This is a genomic window from Rossellomorea sp. GAMAL-10_SWC (genome assembly GCF_049568075.1).
Classification (GTDB): Bacteria; Bacillota; Bacilli; order Bacillales; family Bacillaceae_G; genus Gottfriedia.
This window is the reverse complement of sequence record NZ_CP144911.1, coordinates 2637668-2659537: the sequence shown is the minus strand read 5'-3', so window position 1 is coordinate 2659537 and position 21870 is coordinate 2637668. Positions and strand designations below refer to the sequence as shown.

The following is a 21870-nucleotide window of genomic DNA, read 5'->3' as shown; positions in this document are numbered from 1 at the left end:
CATCACCTTACCCAATATAATTTTTACTCTTTAAAAATTGAATTATTGTTTCAACACATTCTTGTACAGATTGCTTATCAGTATTTAATGTAATTTCTGGATTTATTGGTGCCTCATACGGAGAGCTGATCCCCGTAAAGTTTTGAATTTCTCCATTTTTTGCTTTTTTATAAAGTCCTTTCGGATCTCTACTCTCACAAGTTTCAACAGAGCATTCTACGTAAACTTCAATAAACTCGTCTTGTTCGACTAATGACCGAACGATATTTCGATCAGCAATAAAAGGGGAGATAAAAGCCGTTAAGACGATTTGCCCGTTATCAACAAAAAGTTTTGCTACTTCACCAATTCGTCTTATGTTTTCGGTTCTGTCAAAATCAGTGAAACCTAGATCTTTGTTTAAGCCGTGACGAATATTATCACCATCTAATACGTATTGTTGAACATTAAGATGGTATAAAGCTTTTGCTATCTCGTTAGCAATCGTCGATTTACCTGAAGCAGATAAACCAGTAAACCATAAAATACAGCTGTGGTGATTGTTTTTTTGACGACGGTCTTCTTTTGAAATACTAGCTTGATGCCAAACGATATTTTTAGACATTCAACTTTTCTCCTATTCTACTGAAATTGATTCAGGTTCTTTTAAACCTTCAATTAGTACTTCAACAACTTCTTTTCTACTAAAAGCAGAAGGAGGAAGTTCACCTTTTTTTAGCATTTCACGAACCTTCGTACCTGATAATGTTACATGATGGTCGCTACCATGCGGGCATGTTTTGGTTGATGCCATATTCTCGCACTTTGTGCAATAGAAACTATTTTCAAAGAATAGGAGAGAGATTCCTAATTCATCTTGCGAAAAATTTTGAAAGATTTTTTGTGCATCATAAGTTCCGTAGTAATTGCCAACGCCAGCATGATCACGCCCAACAATAAAATGTGTGCAGCCATAATTTTTTCTAACAATCGAATGGAACACAGCTTCTCTCGGTCCCGCATATCGCATAGCGGCAGGGAATACGGCTAAAAATACTCGATCTGTAGGATAATAGTTTTGAAGTAAGACTTTATAGCTTTTCATTCGGACTTCTGCAGGAATATCGTCCGATTTTGTCTCTCCAACTAATGGGTTTAAGAACAAACCATCTACAATTTCTAGTGCGGTTTTCTGAATATATTCATGGGCACGATGAACTGGATTACGAGTTTGAAAGCCAACTATTTTCTTCCAATTTAATGATGCAAATTTTTCTCTCGTTTCTTTTGGACTTAAATAATGTTCAGTAAATTGAGTACGATTAATTTGTCTAATAACAGTTACTTCGCCACCTAAATAAACATCACCACGCGAATACATTTTTGCTACTCCAGGGTGGTGTGTGTCAGTTGTACCATAAACAAACTGTGCCTCAAGTAATTTGTTAGGAGTATAAATATCATCAATCTTTAACAATGCATACACATTATTTTCAAAAGTTAGTTTAACTTGTTCTCCCAGTTTTAGATTGCTAGCTATTTGTCCACTCACAGGAAGGGTAATTGGAATACTCCATACAGTCCCGTCTTTTAATCTCATTGTGCTTACGACTTGCTCATAATCATCCTTTCCTAAATAACCAGTTAGGGGACTATAAGCTCCATTTCCAATTAACTCTAGATCACTTAACGCAATTAAATCTAAAGGAATTTCCTTCAAACCATCCTTAACAGTAACTTCTGGATTAAATCGATTAATTAAGACTCCGCCATGTGGGGGTAAACTCATTTCTAAACACTCCTTAAAATTTCCTATTTTAATAGTTAGTAAGAATAAACTTTCATTTTTTAGCATCTAATATAGACAACTAATCATGTAATCCACATTCAGTTTTCTGTGAACCAGACCAACGACCAGATCGGCTATCTGAAGAATTTGAAGCCGGTAATGTACATACCTCGCAACCAATACTTGGGTAACCTATATCGTGTAATGGATTGTATGGAAGATTTTTGTAATATACATATCGCCAAACTTCCTTCCAAGTCCAATGGATTAGGGGACAAATTTTAATTGAACTGAACTTATTATCTAGATTAAGAAATTCTGTTTTTTGTCTTGAAGGAGATTGTTCCCTTCTTAAGCCTGACACCCAGGCTGGAGCACCTTTTAGAGCTTCTTGAAGTGGTAAGATTTTGCGAATATTACAGCACTTATTTGGTTCACGCTTCCATAACTCATCTCCATGAATATTAGCTTGCTCTTCTAAAGTTAGACTTGGTGTTTTCTTTTCTATTTGTAAGCTTGGATATTTAGCTTGCACGCGGTCTATTAATTCATAAGTTTCCTTGAAATGTAGGCCGGTCTCTAAGAAAACAACCTTTGCATCAGGTTTTACTTTTGAAATTAAATCAATTAATAAGATTCCCTCAACTCCAAAGCTACAAGCATAAACTAAATCATCACGATAGGTTTTGTAAGCCCATTCGAGTACTTCAAGTGCACCTTTTGTTTCATTATCAATCGAAAAGTCAGGTATACTTTTCTCATTCCAATTTTCAATTCTCATTTACTTTTCCTCCAATTGACATAAGAAGCCAAGTTATCCTAAAAATAAAAGGCAGCTCAAATCTACATTTTTCATACGTAGACTTGAGCTGCCTCTAGTTTTTCTAGTCAGCAGGAACCCTATTTACTTTAATCGTATTTTTTCTTGTTTTTCTACTTGAATAATTCTCCCATCTTGAACGACTAATGTGATTGTTCCAAATCTTAAACCATTAAGTAATGATTCCACGACCTCAAGGATGGGTGTTAAGTCGTTGGTTTGGCTCATGAGCTTCCTCCTAGAATTTAATTACAACTAAGTCTATCAGAATTATATGGATTGTCAATTTCAAAAATGATAATTTATTAAAAATTTATATATTTCATAATCTTGTATTATGTGATTGGAATTCTCCATTATATGTCAACTATTAAATAAAAATAATAAGAAAAAAACAAAATAATATTGATACAAAAGTAAATCTGCTTTACATTTTAATATTTAACAAAAATAATTTTGTTCTTATAAGCTATTAATGAATATACAATTATTTAAGAAAGATAATAATGGAATAACAATTAGTTACACTTAAAGGAGGTTCCTTTTGACGATACTTCATAACGAACCATTAATTTCAGCTATTATAGCGTGGTTTATTGCGCAGTTTTTAAAGGTCATTATCCATTTATTTAAAGAAAAAGAATTTGATATATCTAAGTTTTTTGCTTCTGGTGGTATGCCAAGTTCACATTCCTCAACAGTTACTGGATTAGCATTAAGTGTTGGATTAACAGAAGGTTTTGGAAATGTTACTTTCGCAATCTCAGCAATTTTTGCGACGATTATTATGTATGATGCTTCAGGTGTAAGATTGGCAGTTAGTAAACATGCAAAGTTATTAAATGATTTTTTTCATGGAAGAATTAAAAATTATAAAGCATTAAATGAACTAGTAGGTCATACTTCATATGAAGTTGTTGTTGGAGCATTAATTGGCATCATCATTGCCATCATAGTTTCAAAATTTTAACGCTCTAATATAAATCATTTGATTTATATTATGGGCGTTTTTTTACACATTGATAAAAGATCAATGGCAACGATGTAGACTTTACAACGAGGTGACAACTACCCTCTGCGTCTTCGCTTTAAGACTTTAATCGAGAGAGTTTTCTTTTTCTATTTTCTGACTCAAAATATAAATCAATAGGCGATTTTACATCAGTTTGATAAGATATTGGTAGGATATGTAAATAAGGAGTGGAAGAATGAAAAGTACAGTAAGTGAAAATAGTGCTTGGAAAAAGGTGGGTCGATCGATTTATCAATTCCGGTATATTGTTATTGCAATTTTAGCTATATTTTCAATCATTCTAGGTATTTATTCGAAGCATTTACCTGGCATTTTAGATGGAGATGGTTTTAGGACACCTGGAGATTATGAAAAAGCTAAGAATGTGCTAGAAAAAGAATTTGAACAATCGCCAGATTCACTCATCATTATTCTCGAGCGAAAAAAAGGTGCCACAAGCGTCGATTTCCAATCTGATATTGAACGGATTGTGAAGGAAGTTCAAAAGGAAAAGAATATAAAACAATTTCATCATCCTCTAATAAATCCGGGTATGAAAAAAGATAATATTGCCTACTTATCTCTTTTATATAATGAGAAGGATCACGATAAGCTTGTTGATCTAAACAATAAATTTGCAAAAAAAGTAGAGTCTTTTTCAAATGATACTGTAAAGGTAGGGACAACTGGATTTACAATCATTAGTGATGTAATGAATAAAACTAGTCAAGAAGACTTAAAGAAAGCAGAGATGATCGGTGTACCGATTGCGTTTATCGTCCTATTTTTTGCATTTGGAAGTTTAGTTGCATCTGCAATTCCAATTATAATCGGTATGATAAGTATTTTAAGTACATTTGGAATTTTATTCTTTATAGGTGAGCATGTTGATTTATCAATCTTTGTCTTAAATGTTGCACCGATGATTGGCTTAGCATTATCAATCGATTTTGCCTTATTATTCGTAAGCCGTTATAAGACTGAATTACAGAACCATTCAACAGTGAAAGAAGCAATTAGTATAACGTTTGCAACTGCAGGTAGAGCGATTATATTTTCTGGTATTTGCGTATTTATAGGGTTATCAGCTCTGTATTTCATAAATATTGATTTATTTAGAAGTGTCGCAATAAGTGGTGCAGTTGTTGTATTAGTTAGTTTATTTTTATCTTTAACTCTTTTACCAGCAGTCCTTTCAGCTCTTGGTAAAAATATTAATAAAGGTACGTTAAAATCCATTGCGAATCGAAGCCAAGACCAACAACAAGCAGTTTGGAGAAAATTTGCAAATTTCGTTATGAAAAGACCAATCATCATGGCACTAACATCATTAATCATTTTAGGTCTTTTCGTCATTCCAATTAGGGATGTGCACTTAAATATCCCTACAATTGATGCATTACCAAAGGATGCAACGTCGAGAATTAATTATGAAAAATATCAAAAAGCTTTTCTTCCCGAAGCTCAAAAACATGGAACAATCTCAATTGTACTAGAATCTAATACAGACTTTTTAAAGCAAAATAATGTAAATGCATTAGATAAAATACAGAAAAAGCTTGAAGATGACAAAAATGTTTATGAAGTTAAAAGTGTGTTGAATGCAGTTAATTTAAACGCTCAGCAATTATTACCTGCTTTAAAATCTCCAAACGCATCAAAAATTCAGCCTGCGATTGATGCCTATATAAAAAAGAATAAAACTTATATTCAAGTATTCTTGAATTCTGATCCAAAATCAGAAAAAGGGAAGCAATGGGTAAGAGATTTTGAAGATAAATACAATGGGAAAATTGAAGGACTTGACTATACTATAGGTGGTCAAGTGAAATTTGAACAAGAATTATTTGATGAAATTACAGATAATATTGTATACGGTTTACTTGTAATCATGGTTAGTACTTTTATCATATTAATGATTGCATTTAGGTCCATTATCATTCCAATCAAAGCGATCTTAATGAATGTATTATCTTTAAGTGCAACGTTTGGAATCATTACTTGGCTATTCCAAGGTGGTAATTTTGGCTTACCTCAATCTGATATCATGTTGATTTTGCCAGTGTTTGTCTTTGGATTAGTTTTCGGTTTAAGTATGGACTATGAAGTATTTTTAATGTCGAGAATGCAAGAGCTATACTATGAATCGGAAGATAATACTTATTCAACAAGAGAAGGGTTAGTATCGACGAGTCGTATTATCACATCAGCGGCATCCATTATGATTGTTATTACAGGGGCATTTGCTTTTACTGATATGGTACCTGTTAAACAGATGGGAATCGGGATTGCTATAGCCATTTTCTTGGATGCTACAATCGTTCGTTTAGTTTTAGTTCCTAGCTTAATGCAGTTATTTGGAAAATGGAATTGGTGGTTTCCATTTACAAAAAATAAAATCGATGAACCCTCTAAAAGAGTTGGATAAATCAATTAAAGAAACTGTTATTCATTTCATATTTGAGTAGTAGTTTTTTATTTAAGTGAACTAACTTGGTCTGTGTAAAAATTCCCAATTTTTCGAAACTATAGAAAATACATGGTCAAATTTGGTAAACTAAAAATGAAAGAGGTGGAGTAGTAAAAATGTTAAAAAGATCGATAAGGGCAATTTTAATAAGCTGTCTTGTATTAACAATCAGCTTATTAGCAGCATGTGGTAACAATAATGAAAAATCTGCAAATGGTAAAAAACATGGAAAATTACCAATTGCAACAATAAAGGTAAAGGATTACGGTGTCATTAAAGCTGAATTATATCCTAATATTGCACCAAATACAGTAGATAATTTTATATCACTAGCAAACAAAGGCTTTTATAATGGATTAACATTCCATCGAGTTGTTAGAGACTTCGTTATTCAAGGTGGCGATCCTGAGGGAACTGGTGGCGGTGGCCCAGGATATGCAATTGATGGAGAATTTACATCAAACGGCTTTAAAAATAACTTAAAACATACAACAGGTGTACTATCTATGGCACGAACTGGTGATCCAAATAGTGCTGGAAGTCAATTTTTCATAATGGCAAACGATACACCTGACCTAGATGGACAATATGCTTCCTTTGGTAAAGTGACAGAAGGAATCGATATTGTTAAGAAAATTGACACAGTTGAAGTGGATTCAATGGAAAAACCTGTTACTCCAGTAATCATCGAGTCGATAAAGGTAGATACAAAAGGCGAGAAATACGCTAAACCAAAAACTCATAAAGAATAAAATCGTCCTTGAGCTTGGTTTTAATGACTTCTACATAAAACTAAAAAAACTACTTCAAAAAAATGAAGTAGTTTTTTCATTATTAAATGGATTATAAACCTTTTTTAATTTTACCAGACCAAAGTTTGTAGCCGCCTTTAAGTTGGTAAAGCTCTGTTACTCCTTGTTTACGTAAAATACGTGCAGCTTGTCCTGGACGAACGCCCATTTGATCATATAAATAGACTGCCTGATCTTTACGAATTTCTTTTAAACGCGTTTTTAATTGTGCGAACGGAATATTTCGAGCACCTAATATATGGCCGTTCTTAAAATCTTCTTGATCACGTAAGTCAATTAGCTGAGCTTTACGGTAGCCAGCACGAAATTCTTCCTCAGATAACGTTTTTATTAAACGTTTTTGGTAGAAATACATAACTGTTGAGTATACAATGATACCTAGTACGACAAAAATTATTGGTAAAAACTGACTCAAATTTTTCAACACCTTTCAATTACCTACTTATCTTATTATAATTCTCTAGTAGGATTGTGCAAGAAACTTTCATTAAAAAAGTAAAAATTTATCGAAAAATGAGGAGATTTTCAACATGACAAAGACAAAGTGGTATTTTATTAATAGCGGAGTAAAATCAGGTAGCTATAATATGGCTCTTGATGAATGCTTAATCAAGTGGCAAAGTGAAGAAGGTTTTCTTCCAACACTGCGTTTCTATGAATGGGAAAATCCTACTGTAACAATCGGATATTTCCAAAAAAACCAAGAAATAAGCTTAGAAGCATTAAAAAAATACAATGGTGATTTCGTAAGACGCCAAACCGGTGGAAGAAGCGTGCTTCATCACGATGAATTAACTTATAGCGTAATTGTCCCAGAAAGCTACCCAAATATGCCAGTATCTGTTACAGAAGCATATCGAGTGATTTCAATGGGGATTTTAGAAGGGTACAAGCTACTTGGTTTAGATGCTTCTTTTTCTGTACCAAAAACTGCTGAAGAAAAAAATGAATTAAAAAACCCAGCAAGTGCCGTTTGCTTTGATGCGCCATCATGGTATGAAGTTGTTGTAAATGATAAAAAAATTGCTGGAAGTGCTCAAACGAGACAAAAGGGCTCAATTCTTCAGCACGGTTCAATTCCTTTAAATATTGATGTTGATATGTTATATGACTTATATATTTTCTCTTCAGACGCTGTGAGAGAGAGAATGAAAAAACGATTCTTAGATCGTGCAACTTGGATCAATGCAGAAAGTTCTACTCCTAAAACAATGGCTGACCTGTATGAAGCATTTGAAAAAGGCTTCGAAATTGGCTTAGATATCGAGTTAGTATCTTATGAATTAACAGAGGCTCAAGAGAAGGAAGTACAGGATTTAGCTGCTACTAAATATGGTACTGAGGAATGGAATTTACGTAAGTAGTTTTTTATTGAAAGCCTTTTTGGCTTTCTTTTTTTTGCATTGAGTTTTGGGGGAGAGAAGTGAATAAATTAGGATAATTGTAGAAGTGCAAATAAAAGAAGCAAGGGTGCAAATAAATGAGGTGAGAGTGCAAAAAAATTAGAAGTGCAAATAAAAAAGGTAAAAGTGTAATTAAAATTCAATAATCGCAAATAAAAAAGGCAAAAGTGCAATTAAATTTCGAAAACCGCAAATAAATCAAAGATATACTGATACGGCTAAGGGTATCCCAGGGGTTTAAGCATAATACATTTCATCTTTAACACAAAATTTTAGTAGAACCCCAAAAATGTAGTGCAATTCTATAAAAAGTTAATCCTTTCTTTAATAAATCGATCCGATTTTTTTAAAAATTGCAGGTCAAGCATTAATTACCCTCAATCCATTCAAATTTAGGCATCAACGAAAAAATAAAGGAGCATCACAAGAGAAACTTCCTACCTTTTCCACTGTTTTAATTATTATCGTGGTTAATACTAAACAAAAAAGTGGAGAAGGAGTAGATTATATGAAGCCTTTTATACCAAAGCTTGTTTATTTCGAGCCCCAAGCTTTAGAGTATCCGTTAGGAAAGGAATTAAAGGAGAAATTTGAGCAGATGGGTTTAGAAATAAGAGAAACAACATCCCATAATCAAATTCGAAATTTACCTGGTGAAAATGATGTGGAAAAATACCGGATCGCTAAGTCTACTTTAGTAGTTGGGTTGCGTAAGACTTTAAAGTTTGAAACATCTAAACCTTCAGCGGAATATGCAATTCCTCTTGCTACTGGCTGTATGGGGCATTGTCATTATTGCTACTTACAAACAACGCTTGGTTCTAAGCCCTATATTCGGGTATATGTAAATTTAGAGGATATTTTTGAGCAAGCCCAGAAATATATAAAGGAACGCGAGCCTGAGATTACACGGTTTGAGGCTGCGTGTACTTCTGATATAGTTGGCATAGATTATTTAACACATTCTCTAAAGAAAACGATTGAATTTATTGGTGAAACAGAATACGGTCGTTTACGATTTGTAACGAAATTTCCACATGTAGATCATTTACTTGATGCAAAACATAATGGAAAAACAACATTCAGATTCAGTATAAATTCTAGGTATGTTATCAAAAACTTCGAACCCGGAACTGGTTCATTTGATGAGAGAATAGAAGCCGCGAAAAAAGTTGCATATGCAGGATATCCATTTGGGTTTATTGTTGCACCGATATATATGCATGAAGATTGGGAAGAGGGCTATGAGGAGCTTTTTATTCGATTAAAGGATGCATTAGGTGAATTGGCAAATGAGAGGATGACATTTGAGCTTATACAGCATCGGTTTACTAAGCCTGCCAAAAAGGTGATTTTAGAGAGGTATCCTAATACTAAACTTGAAATGGATGAAGAGAAAAGGAAATATAAATGGGGTAAATATGGAATTGGAAAATATGTTTATCAAAAGGAAGAGGCTGCTTCAATTGAAGAGACCATTTCGGGTTATATAAAAAAGTATTTTCCAAATGGAGAAATTCAATATTTTACATAATGAAGTGTATCTATTTTCTAGGTACACTCTTATTATTTTCATCATACTCTTATACAATGAAGATCTATTATCATTTAAATGTGTTCATGTTAATTGCACTTTTGGTTTATGTGTTGTATCATTTTATTGATGCTTATTGTAACGGAATAAAGTTTGAATGAGTGTATTGGAGGAAGAACATGCCCACACCTAGTATGGAAGATTATATTGAACAAATTTACCTTTTAATTGAAGATAAAGGGTATGCTCGTGTATCTGATATTGCTGAAGCATTATCAGTACACCCATCGTCAGTAACCAAAATGGTGCAAAAACTAGATAAAGACGATTACTTAATTTATGAAAAATATAGAGGGTTAATCCTAACCGAAAAAGGTAAAAAAATGGGAAAAAAACTTGTCTATCGCCATGTATTACTTGAGCAATTCTTAAGAATTATTGGTGTGGATGAAAACTTAATTTATCAAGATGTTGAAGGAATGGAACATCATATGAGTTGGGAAGCGATTGATCGAATAGGAGAACTTGTACAATTCTTTGAAGAAGATAAAAATCGCATTGAAGCATTAAAATATATTCAAAAATCGAATGAAGAGCAATCGAATTCAAAAAAATAAGAAGACTGTGTTTCGAAATAGAGCACAGTCTTTTACTTTCAAATTAATGGTCTTTAGATTGATTGAATTGTCCAAAAAGAAAGACCGTGCTTAATAGGAAGCACGGTCTTTCTTTTTGCCCTTTTCACCCTCAATCACAGTTAAGTGACTTGCATCCTTTGATCGTTTTTTTAACAAAGGCGTGGAGGTACTTTTTCTTGAAGTGGGCTTTGATTTGTTAATCGATTTTTTAAACGAGCTAGATTTTTGAGTGTTATATTTTTTTATAGTTTGTTTTGCAGCCTTACGATAGGAGTCTTGATGGCTTCTTTGACTGTTTGAAGATGAAAAAACTCTATAAATAAAATAAATAATTAAAAGGATTAATCCAATAAACAAAAATCGTTGTAATAATTTTGCTGGATCGTTTATCAACTGAGCAATTAAGCCAAAAAGTGCTAATGCTATTATTCCATAAAATATTGATGTGTACACTTTTTGATTCACTTTAAGCACCTCCTATGGTGAAGAGTAGATAATGTGTTAGAAAAATATTGTTTCTTATAGTTTATTACATTTTATCCAATAAGTTGATATTTTTTATAAAATTCTGTCAATTAATTATTGTTATTTTTTTCCACTTCTAAAAGTCGGTTAAATGAAGCGATTGAAACTTCAACTTGATCATCAGATGGTTCTTTAGTTGTTAATAATTGAAGCCATAATCCAGGGTAACCCACCCATCTTAATATAGGAATATTTCGAACTTTATTTGTTAATTGAAGAACTTCGAACGAAACACCTATAACGACTGGAATTAATAAAAGTCGATCGACAATTCTTAGCCATAGTGGGCTTGTTGGAACTAAGAAGTATATGAACATACCAACAATTACAGTAAATAGGATAAAGCTGCTTCCACAACGATAATGAAGTCGAGATTGTGATTGGACTCCTTCAATCGTTAAAGGAATATTGTTTTCATATGCATTAATCACTTTATGCTCGGCACCGTGATACATAAACACTCTTTTTATAAATGGAGTCAATGAAACTAAGTAAATATAAATTAATAAAAAACCTAGTTTTAAGATACTTTCTATTACGACTTGTTGAAAATCGGTTTCAAATATTGGTTTCAGTGTTGCTGCTAGTAGTACTGGTACAAGTGTAAAAATAACTTTTCCAACTAAAAATGATAAAACGGCTAGTAAAGAGAGTCCGAGATAAGCTGCAAGCGTACCTTTTTGTTTTTCACGCTCAATGGCAATTTTCTCATCATCTTTTGGATCAATTCCGTATCTTTCAGTTGAGTAATTTAAATGTTTGGATCCATTAATACTTGCTTGTATAATCGCGACTACACCACGGACTAAAGGTATTTTCTTTAATTTTTTCATTGTCCGATTTATATGTATCGGTTCTTCATAATATTGAATTTCTTCATTTGTCCTGCGGATAGCAGAGACTGTATGTGTTTTGCCACCAAACATTACGCCCTCTACGATTGCTTGACCCCCATAAACTGCTTTATTTTTCTCTCTCATGTTGCACCAACCTAAACTTGTTTTTTATCTATTACTATCTATTGTAAATGTAAGCATAATAATGGTGCAAGTAAGAAGTAGGAAAATCTAAATAATAATCATAATATTTTTAATTTTCTAATAAAAAACCGGAATCACATTAAAAATTTCTTTGTTGGACATAATACTCAGAGATATTTAGCAATGTATGGAAAGGGAAATGTTAAATGCAGGAAAAAGATAAAGAACAAGAAAAAAAGCAAGGTCAGGATCTAGAACAAGAAAAGGATATGCTGGGTCAAGAAAATAATCAAAACCAAGATCAAAATCAGAGTAAAAGTCAAAATGAATACCTAGTCCAAGGTGGCGATGGTGATTCAAAAGGGAATAAGAACTTTAATAAGATTGCAAGTATTGGGTTTTTTGGTGGCATATTTTGGTCTTCTGTTTTGTTAGTACTAAGTTATTTCGACTTTACTCAAATTGGTCCAAATTTTGTTTTAGAAAGAATTAAACTTGGAAAATGGGCAAATGGTTATATTGAAAACATAATTTCTATAGTTGGTATTGGGATTATATCAATCATTATTGCTTTTATATTTTATTTTATCGGAAGAAAATTTAACGGAGTTCTGCCAGGTATATTTTTTGGATTACTGCTATGGGTTATTGTTTTTATTCTTCTTGGTAAAATAGCATTCGATTTAAAAGCAATTAAGGATTACTCGTCTGATACGACAGTAACTACAATCTGTTTATTCATTTTATACGGAACTTTTATTGCATATTCTGTTTCTTTTGCATTTCAAGAGCAAAAGGCATATTTGCGTGGCTATTCAAAATAGTCTGGCCTATGATAAAATAAACCTTGGGTATTCCAAGATATGTGTATTTGGGATAAATATGCGAAAAATGATGGGTGGAGACTTTTAAAATGGCTAAGTTTTTATTATTGAATGGACCTAATCTAAATATGCTCGGTCAGAGAGAAGTTTCTATCTATGGTTCAACTACATTAAAGGATATTGAGGATCATTTATCATCGCTTGCACATGAAGATGGGGACACGATTGATTGTTTTCAAACGAATCATGAAGGTGAATTAATCGATCAACTGCATGCGGCAAATAAAGTCTATGATGGGATTCTGTTTAATCCTGGCGCATTTACTCATTACAGTTATGCAATTCGTGATGCAATTGCAAGTATTACCGTACCAACTATTGAAGTACACATTTCAAATATACATAAAAGAGAAGAGTTCCGACATACTTCAGTTTTAGCTGCTGTAACTGTAGGGCAAATCGTTGGTTTAGGTGTGTATGGATATGATCTAGGGTTAAGTGCGTTAAAAAAGATTAGTAGGGGAGAGAAAAACAATGGAAAAAATTAAAAAGTTACGTGAAGCTTTAGTAGAAAAAGGATTAGACGCATTATTAGTTACTAGTACATACAACAGACGTTACATGACGAACTTCACAGGTTCTGCTGGTGTTGCATTAATTACACAGGACAAAGCTTTATTCATTACTGATTTCCGCTATATTGAACAAGCTACTAGCCAATGTGAAGGTTATGAGATAGTTAAACATGAAGGTTCAATCCCTGCTGAAGTTGCTGCTTTAACTGAGAAATTTGGCGTAGCAAAACTAGGATTTGAACAAGATCATGTTACGTTTACAGAATTTGGTTCATACCGCAAAGTAGTAAAAGCAGAATTAGTTCCTGTAAGTGGATTAATTGAAAAATTACGCTTAATTAAAACGGATGCAGAGATTTCAATCATTAAAGAAGCTGCTAAAATTGCAGAATCTGCTTTTGATCATATTTTAGGATTTATCCGTCCAGGTGTTACTGAATTAGAAGTATCGAATGAGTTAGAATTTTTTATGCGTAAATTAGGTGCAACTTCATCATCATTTGATACAATCGTAGCTTCTGGTACTCGTTCTGCGCTTCCTCACGGTGTAGCGTCAGAAAAAGTAATTGAAACTGGTGATTTTGTAACGTTAGATTTTGGTGCATACTATAAAGGTTATGTATCAGATATGACTAGAACAGTTTCTGTAGGTGAGCCTCATTCTGATTTGAAGAAAATTTATGATATCGTTCTTGAAGCTCAATTACGTGGTGTTAATGGGATTAAAGCAGGTATTACAGGTAAAGAAGCTGATGCTTTAACTCGTGATTATATTACGGAAAAAGGTTATGGGGAATATTATGGACATGGAACTGGCCATGGTATTGGTCTAGAAGTTCATGAGGGACCTGGCGTATCATTCCGTTCTGATACAGTATTAGAGCCAAATATGATCGTAACTTGTGAACCAGGTATTTATATTCCAAATCTAGGTGGAGTTCGTATAGAAGATGATTTAATCGTTAAAACTGGTGGTAACGAAAACTTAATGTCTTCACCAAAAAATCTAATCATTTTATAAGATTTCATTAGATTAGAAATTAGAACTACACAAAAAGCGTATTTTACTTTATGATATAAAGTTGTAAAAGAAATTCATGGTAAGAGAAATGGTTCTTTTTTACACAATACATACTTATAGAACCATTTCATTTTTTAGGAGGATATTTAATGATTTCAGTAAATGATTTTCGTACAGGTTTAACAATTGAAACTGACGGTGGACTTTGGCAAGTAATGGATTTCCAACACGTTAAACCAGGTAAAGGTGCTGCATTCGTACGTTCAAAACTTCGTAACCTACGTACAGGTGCTGTACAAGAAAAAACATTCCGTGCTGGTGAGAAAGTAGCAAAAGCACATATTCAAAACCGTAAAATGCAATATTTATATGCTAATGGTAACCAACACGTATTCATGGACAATGAGTCTTATGAGCAAATTGAATTACCAGAAGCAAATATTGAACGTGAATTAAAATTCCTTAAAGAAAATATGGAAGTTTATATCATGACTTTTGAAAGTGAAATTTTAGGTGTTGAATTACCAAACACTGTTGATCTAAAAGTAGTTGAAACTGAACCAGGTATTAAAGGTGATACTGCTTCTAACGTTACAAAGCCAGCTACAATGGAAACTGGTTTAGTAGTACAAGTACCAATCTTCATTAATGAAGGCGAAGTATTAATTATTAATACAACTGAAGCTAGCTATGTTTCACGTGCAAAATCTTAATTAAATGTAAAATGGAGGCACTTATTTTAAGTGTCTCTTTTTTCTTATTAACAAATTTAAATAAGTAAGGGTGATTAAATGGTTACATCAATAGTTCTTTGGACATTGATTATCATTTGTTTTGCATTGGCGTTTATTGCGCTAATCAAACCAATAATTCCAGGGGTACCAGTATTATGGGTAGGGTTTTTAATTTATTACTTTGGTATAAATAAAACTAATTTAAATATATCGTTTTGGATTATTATGCTGATTTTTACAGCTGTTATTTTTCTAGCGGATATTCTAGCTAATAAATATTTTCTTAAAAAATACGGTAGTACAAAAACTGGTGAAAGAGTAGGGTGTTTAGCTGTAATCGTTGGATCGTTTGTTTTTCCTCCCTTTGGCTTAATTATTGTCCCTTTCATATCTGTTTTTATTGCTGAGAAATTACAAGGGAAGAATACGAAAGAGTCAATAAAATCTGCATGGGCGACAGTTGTCTCTTTTATTAGTAGTTCATTCGCAAAAGCGGTATTGCAAGTTATTATGGTAATAATCTTTTTTGTTTATATTATATTTTAATTTTGTTTGAGAATCTTATCGTTAGACAATGAAGATATAAGTCATGTTGATTTCTATTACGGCCTGTCATGAGTAAGTTATTTTTCTTTATTTAGCTTTAATAGTTACTCATGGACCTGGTATAAGTATGTAAGATTCAAGAATCTGCGTTAAAAGTAACTCATGAACCCTTTATGAGTAAGTAAGATTCAAGAATCTGCTTAAATAGTAACTCATGAACCCTTTATGAGTAAGTAAAATTCAAGAATCTGCGTTAAAAGTAACTCATAAATCACTCATAGGCCTGTCATGAGTGAGTAAGTTATTTCATATTTACTTTTTCAGATACACACCAACCATTCATAAGCAAGTCTAAAGAGAGAAGTTATACGACTTCTCTCTTTATTTGTGCCTTCGAATTAATGTTTGTCTTCTGAAATGGACATGTTCAGCATATTAGTAATAAAAAGAATGAAAAAAGGTGTGTAGCTATGAAGGATTGGATTGATTCAATGGATCGAGCTGTTCTAAGTATGGGAATGCTTAGAGTTTTTGGTGGAAGTGTAGAATTGATTGCTGCTTTTACAATTTTGTATTTAAACGACATTAAGAAAGCCTTGGCAGTAAATAGTGTTTTGGCAACTGTCGGACCTATAATTCTCATTTCAACAATGGCTATCGGAATTATAGGGGTTGCATCTAAATTGGATCCTATTCGATTAGTTTTAGTAGTTTGTGGTGTGTTTTTAATATTGTTGGCAGTTTTTAAATGATAGGATGTGACCTTTTATGGAAGAGGTTTTCAACGTATTACCTACATTAATTAAAGAAAAGTTACAGCGTTCATATGGAGACTTACATCAAGTCGAGGAATTAAGGTTAAGAATTGGGCGTCCAGTTGAAGTGATTTCTAATAATCAGTCAAATTTTATTCCTTATATCCTAACAGAAGAAGAAGGCGGGCAGATTCTTGGAAAGTTAAGTCAATTTTCAATTTATACGATTGAGGAAGAATTGAAAAAAGGCTATATCACAATTAAAGGTGGGCATCGAGTCGGGTTAGCTGGTCGCGTTGTAACCGAAAATGGAATGGTTAAAATGATTCGAGATATTAGTTCTTATAATTTTCGGATTGCAAAAGAAAAAGTAGGAATAGCTAGTCCATTTGTAAAGTATGTTTATGAAGGAAGATGGAAAAACACTATGCTGATTGGCCCGCCACAAGCAGGGAAAACAACATTACTTAGGGATTTTGCTAGAGTGGTGAGTCAAGGCGATGCCATAAGGGGAATAAGGCCTGGGAAAGTAGGGATAGTTGACGAGCGTTCTGAGATAGCAGGTTCAGTTAAAGGGGTTCCTCAATATACATTTGGTGAAAGAATCGATGTATTAGATGCATGTCCAAAGGCTGAAGGAATGATGATGCTTGTAAGGTCGATGAGTCCTCATGTCATTCTTGTAGACGAAATTGGAAAAAAGGAAGATGTTGATGCAATTTTAGAAGCGATCTTTGCCGGAGTTCAATTAATAGTAACCGTCCATGGCTATTCTCTTGAGGAAATTAGAAAACGCCCTTCTCTTTTGCCTTTGTTTCAAAATGGGACATTTGAACGATTTATTGAAATTTCAAATTTTCCGTCACCTGGTACTGTTACGGATATTAAAAATAAGGATTTCACTAGTTTATTTCATCCGAGGGCGGTGCTTTAGATGAGGTGGATTGGAGCACTTATTATCATTTTTTCAACAAGCTGGCTTGGATTTTATTTTGCCGGTAGATTATCAGAAAGAACAAAAGAATTAAGGGGCTGGAAGTTGGCTCTCCAATCACTTGAAGCAGAGGTAATGTATAGTCAATTGCCACTGCAAGAAGCGTTTAGAAGAATTTCGAGTCAATTGAAAGGACCGATTAATAGTTGTTTAAAGGATTTTGCAATTCAACTTGAAACGAGTGCATTATCAGCGAAAGAAGCTTGGGAAAATTCATTAATGAAATATGCAAAAACTGTCTCGATTAAAGAGTCAGACATACAAGTGTTATTACAATTTGGTGAGACGATTGGTATGCATGATAAATATTCTCAACAAAAACAAATCATTTTAGCACTAAAACATTTGGAAAGAGAGGAGCAAGAAGCAATCGATTCACAGGGCAGTTATGAACGAATGTCTAAATTGTTAGGCGTTTTAAGTGGAATATTAATCGTTATATTACTCTTGTAGGAGGAATTTAAATTGATTACAAATTATGCACTGATGTTTCAGATAGCTGGGATTGGAGTAATTGCTGCCATTATCCATGCGGTCTTAAAGAAAGCCGGACAGGAAGAGTTTGCTACTTGGACGATTATAACTGCATTCATTATCGTATTTCTTCAAGTCATCACTAAAGCTGGTGATCTATTTAATAAAGTTAGGGATGTATTTCTATTTCATTAGATTAGGGGTGAGAGTCTTTGGAAATCATCCAAATTGTTGGCATTGGTTTAGCTGCGACATTTGTCATTCTTCTATTAAATCAATTTAAAATGAATAATTTTACGTTAGCAATAACTGTTTTTATAAGCTGTGTTTTGTTTTTATTTTTATTAGATAAGGTGCAATTCTTATTAGATCAAATTCAAAAGCTAGCAAATCAAGCGAGTATTAAAAATGTGTATGTCGAAACTTTATTAAAAATAATTGGGATCGCATACATAGCTGAATTTGGCGTTCAAATTACGAAAGATGCAGGCCAAGGGGCAATTGCTTCCAAGATTGAACTAGGGGGCAAAGTACTCATTTTGGTTCTTGCAGTACCGATTTTAACAGCTTTAATTGAAACAATATTAAGTTTTTTACCAAAAATTTCTTAGATGTAAGGGAAGGAGGACATTATGTCAAAAAGGATGAAAGTTTTTCTTCTTTTCTTTACTCTCTTTTTTTTAGTACCAAGAATTGTACAAGCTGCTCCTCCACCTGCTGAGATAGTAAATGAACAAATACAAAAGTTAGGGATCGATGAAGTTCAACAATATTGGGATGAAGTTGTTCATCAATATGGTGGCTTTTTACCAGAAAGTCAAAAAGGGGACTTTATCCAATTTATAAAGGGAGAAAAGAAATTTTCATTGCAAGAATGGTTTATTGCATTTGCTAAATATATATTTTTTGAGTTATTAAGTAATGGAAAAATATTAGGGATCTTAATTATGTTAGTTATTTTTAGCTCTTTACTCCAATCATTACAAAATGCATTTGAGAAGAGTACGGTTAGTAAGATTGCCGATAATGTGGTTTTTCTAGTTTTAGTAGTTTTTGCGTTAAATAGTTTCTATGTTGCCACGCAGGCCACCCAAGATGCAATTACAGTCATGATTGATTTTTTACGAGCACTAATACCTATTTTACTAGCTTTGATTGCGACATCAGGTGGTGTCATATCCGTTGGTGTTTTCCATCCAATCTTAATTTTTTTAATGCACACCAGTGGATTACTAGTGACGTATTTTGTACTACCTTTAATTCTTGTATCTACAATTTTAAGTATTGTAAGCATTATAAATGATGAGTTAAAGGTGACAAAACTTGCTTCATTAATAAGAAATGTTGCTGTAGGTGTACTAGGAATCTTTTTAACTATTTTTTTAGGGGTATTAAGTGTACAAGGTTTGACGACTGCCGTTTCGGATGGAGTAGCAGTAAAAACAGCTAAATTTGTAACAAGTAATTTTGTTCCGGTTGTTGGTAAAGTTTTTGCAGACGTTACAGATACAGTTATTAGTGCGTCTTTATTATTAAAAAATACAGTTGGGATTGTAGGATTAGTTACTTTATTAGCAATCGTTGTATTCCCAGCTATTAAAATATTAGTTTTAGCTTTAATTTATAAATTCTCAGCGGCGATTTTACAACCAGTTGGAAGTAAAAATATCATTAGCACGATTGATACGATCGGAAAAAGTGTAACTTATTTATTTGTTTGTTTATCAATTGTTTCATTAATGTTTTTCTTAAGTATGACTTTAATAATAGCGGCAGGAAACATTGTCGTCATGTTTAGGTAGGTGAAAAAATGGAATTCTTTATACACTGGGTTTCAAATATTATCGTCTATATATTAGTTGCAACTGTCATTATGATGTTAATTCCAAATACCGGCTTAGCAAAATATGTACGATTTGTAGCAAGTCTATTATTAATTGTCATGATGCTCCAACCAATTTTTCAATTATTCAGAGTAAATATAAAAGAAGTGCTAGCTGGGTACCAGTCTAAAACGTATGAAGCAAATGGCGAAATAAAAAATGAAATAAATAATAAGAAAAATGAAATACAAGAAGCAGAACGTGCATATATATTAAAACAAATGGCTGTCCAAATGAAAAAGGACGTTGAAAAAAGCTTTACAAAAGAATTTGAACAGGTTATTACAAATGTGGATTTACAAGTAAAAGATGGAGTTAATACAGTCAAAACAGCTCAGGATCTTTCTAAAGTAATCGTTTACGTTGGCCCTAAAAAAGATGAGACAAGCAATGTAGAACCTGTTCAAGAAGTATCAATTAATACCGATCAGCCAGTTCAGACAGACGATGAAAAAATTAAACAACAAGAGTTACAAACTTTTTTAGCAAATAAATGGGAGCTTGAGGACAAGCAAATCGAAGTCAAGATGGAAGGAGGGGAGTAATGACAAATGAAGAAAAAGATTCCACCAATAAAATTAGCAGACTTTCTAAAAGGAAATGGCGATGAAAAAACCTCTTCTGACAAAGAAAAAAGTCCATTTAAACTGACGAGAAAATATGTACTAGCTCTGCTGGGACTCGGGGTTTGTTGGATGATTGCAAGCAGTCTATTTGCTAATACAAATCAAAAAACGAATTCAATGCTTTCACCTATTTCCACAGAAACGAGTGGAACACCAAAAAATAATGAACAAGCTGTTGAGACTCTTGGAAGTGATGGTGGAAAATCATCATCAAACAAAATGGAAGAATATGAAACAAAATACGAGCAGCAGCTAACAGAGACATTAAATAATATGGCTGGTGTAAGTAATGTAAAAGTAGTAGTAAATCTTGAAGGTAGTGGAAAGAACGTATATCAAACAAATAAAACGAATCGTTCTCAAGAAACTGAGGAAACAGATAAACAAGGTGGGAAACGAAATATTGATGATCAATCACAAGAAGAGCAAGTAGTCATTATTGATAACGGTGATAAACAAGAACCTGTTATAGCCGAAACTGAAATGCCAAGAATTAGAGGTGTACTCGTTATTGCTAAAGGCGCAGAAAACCTTGAAGTAAAGCAAATGATTCGAGAATCTGTAACACGATTACTTGATGTACCAAGCTATCGTGTCTCTGTACAACCAAAAAAATAAGAGGAAGAAGGTAAAAGTTAAATGAAAAAACAAACAATTTGGTTATTAACAATGTTAAGTTTAGTAGTTGTATTATCAGTTTATTATGTTACGACACCTGATAATTTAAAAACAACTAGTTTTATGAACATGAATAATAGCACAAATACAGATTCATTAGACTCAACTCCTAAAGATACTAAGAAAACGGATTCTAAAACAGATACATCTAAACAAAACTCAGATACATCTAAACAAAACGATAAAGAAACAGCTTCCAAAGAAAATTCTACTAGTGAAGTATTCTTAAAACAACGTATGGAACAAGAAGATCAAAGAAGTCAATTAATTGATGAATATAAAGCTACTGTTGACTCAGCAACTGCATCAGCACAAGAGAAGAGTGAGGCATTCACGAATATGAACGAACTTCAAAAATTAACTGCATTAGAATCAGATGTTGAATCTATGATTAAAGAAGCTGGCTATAAAGATGCACTAGTTCGTTCTGACAAAGATGAAGTAAAAGTAGATGTAACATCTGCAAAACCAAGCAGAAAAGCAGCGAATGACATTATTCAAATGACAAGAAGTGTCTTAGGTGAAAAATTAGTAGTTGTAAAATTCCAAGTTAAATAATTTGTTGAACAAAGCCAGTAGAATTCATTCTACTGGCTATCATTTTGTATAAAAGGTTTGACCAATTTTCCACAATAAATGAAGCACCCGTGAGATTGATTTATAACCTGTAACGGAAATCAACTATGTACCAATTTTAGAAGAACATAATGTACGTAATAGCCAAAATAAAAGGCTTTCCATTGTTTAAATCGCCTGTTGCCAGTCTGATTAACTACTGGCTCTTCATTTTTTTTAATA

27 protein-coding genes are annotated in these 21870 nt (G+C 33.0%); 20 read left to right on the top strand and 7 right to left on the bottom strand.

Going from position 1 to position 21870, the window contains the following annotated elements; genetic code table 11:
- Positions 1-7: 7 nt before the first annotated feature.
- The 4 genes from cysC to V5E38_RS13205 form a co-directional block, all read right to left on the bottom strand.
- A complete protein-coding gene (gene cysC / locus V5E38_RS13220) occupies positions 8-604 on the bottom strand; it encodes a nucleoside/nucleotide kinase family protein (RefSeq protein ID WP_499210350.1) in 597 nt (198 codons plus the stop codon).
- A 12-nt stretch (positions 605-616) separates the two neighbouring features.
- Positions 617-1768: a sulfate adenylyltransferase gene (sat, locus tag V5E38_RS13215; RefSeq protein ID WP_499210349.1), complete on the bottom strand. Its 1152-nt coding sequence runs from the start codon at positions 1766-1768 to the stop codon at positions 617-619.
- 79 nt (positions 1769-1847) lie between these two features.
- A complete protein-coding gene (locus tag V5E38_RS13210) occupies positions 1848-2549 on the bottom strand; it encodes an adenine nucleotide alpha hydrolase family protein (protein WP_499210348.1) in 702 nt (233 codons plus the stop codon).
- Positions 2550-2672: 123 nt separating this feature from the next.
- Entirely contained in the window at positions 2673-2816 is a 144-nt protein-coding gene (locus tag V5E38_RS13205) for a YezD family protein (RefSeq protein ID WP_499210347.1), read from the bottom strand.
- 316 nt (positions 2817-3132) lie between these two features.
- Between V5E38_RS13205 and V5E38_RS13200 the strand changes: the two genes are divergently transcribed.
- From V5E38_RS13200 to V5E38_RS13190, 3 genes are all read left to right on the top strand, one after another.
- Positions 3133-3558: a divergent PAP2 family protein gene (locus V5E38_RS13200; protein ID WP_286163940.1), complete on the top strand. Its 426-nt coding sequence runs from the start codon at positions 3133-3135 to the stop codon at positions 3556-3558.
- Positions 3559-3796: 238 nt separating this feature from the next.
- Positions 3797-6028: an MMPL family transporter gene (locus V5E38_RS13195; protein WP_499210346.1), complete on the top strand. Its 2232-nt coding sequence runs from the start codon at positions 3797-3799 to the stop codon at positions 6026-6028.
- Between the two features lie 158 nt (positions 6029-6186).
- The gene (locus V5E38_RS13190) at positions 6187-6822 is read left to right on the top strand and encodes a peptidylprolyl isomerase (protein ID WP_499210345.1); all 636 of its coding nucleotides are present in this window, start codon (positions 6187-6189) and stop codon (positions 6820-6822) included.
- Between the two features lie 91 nt (positions 6823-6913).
- On the opposite strand, the gene V5E38_RS13185 is transcribed toward V5E38_RS13190, so the two are convergent.
- Entirely contained in the window at positions 6914-7237 is a 324-nt protein-coding gene (locus tag V5E38_RS13185; protein ID WP_499213575.1) for a rhodanese-like domain-containing protein, read from the bottom strand.
- Positions 7238-7412: 175 nt separating this feature from the next.
- Between V5E38_RS13185 and V5E38_RS13180 the strand changes: the two genes are divergently transcribed.
- The 3 genes from V5E38_RS13180 to mntR all read left to right on the top strand — a co-directional run bounded on the left by V5E38_RS13180 (position 7413) and on the right by mntR (position 10436).
- The gene (locus V5E38_RS13180; protein WP_097978551.1) at positions 7413-8246 is read left to right on the top strand and encodes a lipoate--protein ligase family protein; all 834 of its coding nucleotides are present in this window, start codon (positions 7413-7415) and stop codon (positions 8244-8246) included.
- A 547-nt stretch (positions 8247-8793) separates the two neighbouring features.
- Positions 8794-9819: a spore photoproduct lyase gene (splB, locus tag V5E38_RS13175; RefSeq protein WP_499210344.1), complete on the top strand. Its 1026-nt coding sequence runs from the start codon at positions 8794-8796 to the stop codon at positions 9817-9819.
- A 179-nt stretch (positions 9820-9998) separates the two neighbouring features.
- Positions 9999-10436: a transcriptional regulator MntR gene (gene mntR / locus V5E38_RS13170; protein WP_097978553.1), complete on the top strand. Its 438-nt coding sequence runs from the start codon at positions 9999-10001 to the stop codon at positions 10434-10436.
- 90 nt (positions 10437-10526) lie between these two features.
- On the opposite strand, the gene V5E38_RS13165 is transcribed toward mntR, so the two are convergent.
- Together V5E38_RS13165 and V5E38_RS13160 are read right to left on the bottom strand one after the other, a co-directional pair.
- Entirely contained in the window at positions 10527-10922 is a 396-nt protein-coding gene (locus V5E38_RS13165; RefSeq protein ID WP_097978554.1) for an SA1362 family protein, read from the bottom strand.
- A 110-nt stretch (positions 10923-11032) separates the two neighbouring features.
- Entirely contained in the window at positions 11033-11962 is a 930-nt protein-coding gene (locus tag V5E38_RS13160) for a DUF1385 domain-containing protein (RefSeq protein WP_499210343.1), read from the bottom strand.
- 206 nt (positions 11963-12168) lie between these two features.
- On the opposite strand from V5E38_RS13160, the gene V5E38_RS13155 reads away from it, so the two are divergent.
- The 14 genes from V5E38_RS13155 (at position 12169) to V5E38_RS13090 (ending at position 21630) form a co-directional block, all read left to right on the top strand.
- Complete coding sequence (locus V5E38_RS13155; protein WP_499210342.1) at positions 12169-12786, top strand: YqhR family membrane protein; 618 nt, start codon at positions 12169-12171, stop codon at positions 12784-12786.
- A gap of 89 nt (positions 12787-12875) precedes the next feature.
- Positions 12876-13334: a type II 3-dehydroquinate dehydratase gene (gene aroQ, locus V5E38_RS13150; RefSeq protein WP_499210341.1), complete on the top strand. Its 459-nt coding sequence runs from the start codon at positions 12876-12878 to the stop codon at positions 13332-13334.
- Positions 13321-14382: a M24 family metallopeptidase gene (locus V5E38_RS13145; RefSeq protein WP_387327261.1), complete on the top strand. Its 1062-nt coding sequence runs from the start codon at positions 13321-13323 to the stop codon at positions 14380-14382. The genes aroQ and V5E38_RS13145 overlap by 14 nt, the downstream gene beginning before the upstream one ends.
- A 149-nt stretch (positions 14383-14531) precedes the next feature.
- Positions 14532-15095 carry an elongation factor P gene (gene efp / locus V5E38_RS13140; RefSeq protein WP_069034084.1) on the top strand — a complete coding sequence of 188 codons (564 nt, stop codon included), beginning with the start codon at positions 14532-14534 and terminating at the stop codon, positions 15093-15095.
- Between the two features lie 78 nt (positions 15096-15173).
- Positions 15174-15662, top strand: coding sequence for a DUF456 domain-containing protein (locus V5E38_RS13135; protein WP_499210340.1), 489 nt, complete (start codon positions 15174-15176; stop codon positions 15660-15662).
- Between the two features lie 470 nt (positions 15663-16132).
- Entirely contained in the window at positions 16133-16414 is a 282-nt protein-coding gene (locus tag V5E38_RS13130; protein ID WP_025672203.1) for a YqhV family protein, read from the top strand.
- Positions 16415-16430: 16 nt separating this feature from the next.
- A complete protein-coding gene (gene spoIIIAA, locus V5E38_RS13125) occupies positions 16431-17351 on the top strand; it encodes a stage III sporulation protein AA (protein WP_097978560.1) in 921 nt (306 codons plus the stop codon).
- On the top strand, positions 17352-17864 hold the full coding sequence (gene spoIIIAB / locus V5E38_RS13120) for a stage III sporulation protein SpoIIIAB (RefSeq protein WP_499210339.1): 513 nt from the start codon (positions 17352-17354) through the stop codon (positions 17862-17864). It begins immediately after the preceding gene.
- 12 nt (positions 17865-17876) lie between these two features.
- Complete coding sequence (gene spoIIIAC, locus V5E38_RS13115) at positions 17877-18080, top strand: stage III sporulation protein AC (RefSeq protein WP_088072847.1); 204 nt, start codon at positions 17877-17879, stop codon at positions 18078-18080.
- 26 nt (positions 18081-18106) lie between these two features.
- Positions 18107-18496, top strand: coding sequence for a stage III sporulation protein AD (spoIIIAD, locus tag V5E38_RS13110; RefSeq protein WP_069034314.1), 390 nt, complete (start codon positions 18107-18109; stop codon positions 18494-18496).
- A 21-nt stretch (positions 18497-18517) separates the two neighbouring features.
- Positions 18518-19687 (top strand): stage III sporulation protein AE, encoded by a 1170-nt coding sequence (spoIIIAE, locus tag V5E38_RS13105; RefSeq protein ID WP_098233935.1) that lies wholly within the window; start codon positions 18518-18520, stop codon positions 19685-19687.
- An 8-nt stretch (positions 19688-19695) separates the two neighbouring features.
- Positions 19696-20313, top strand: a complete 618-nt coding sequence (spoIIIAF, locus tag V5E38_RS13100; protein WP_069034079.1) for a stage III sporulation protein AF — start codon at positions 19696-19698, stop codon at positions 20311-20313.
- 6 nt (positions 20314-20319) lie between these two features.
- Entirely contained in the window at positions 20320-21012 is a 693-nt protein-coding gene (gene spoIIIAG / locus V5E38_RS13095) for a stage III sporulation protein AG (protein WP_499210338.1), read from the top strand.
- 21 nt (positions 21013-21033) lie between these two features.
- On the top strand, positions 21034-21630 hold the full coding sequence (locus V5E38_RS13090) for a SpoIIIAH-like family protein (protein ID WP_097978564.1): 597 nt from the start codon (positions 21034-21036) through the stop codon (positions 21628-21630).
- Positions 21631-21870 lie beyond the last annotated feature (240 nt).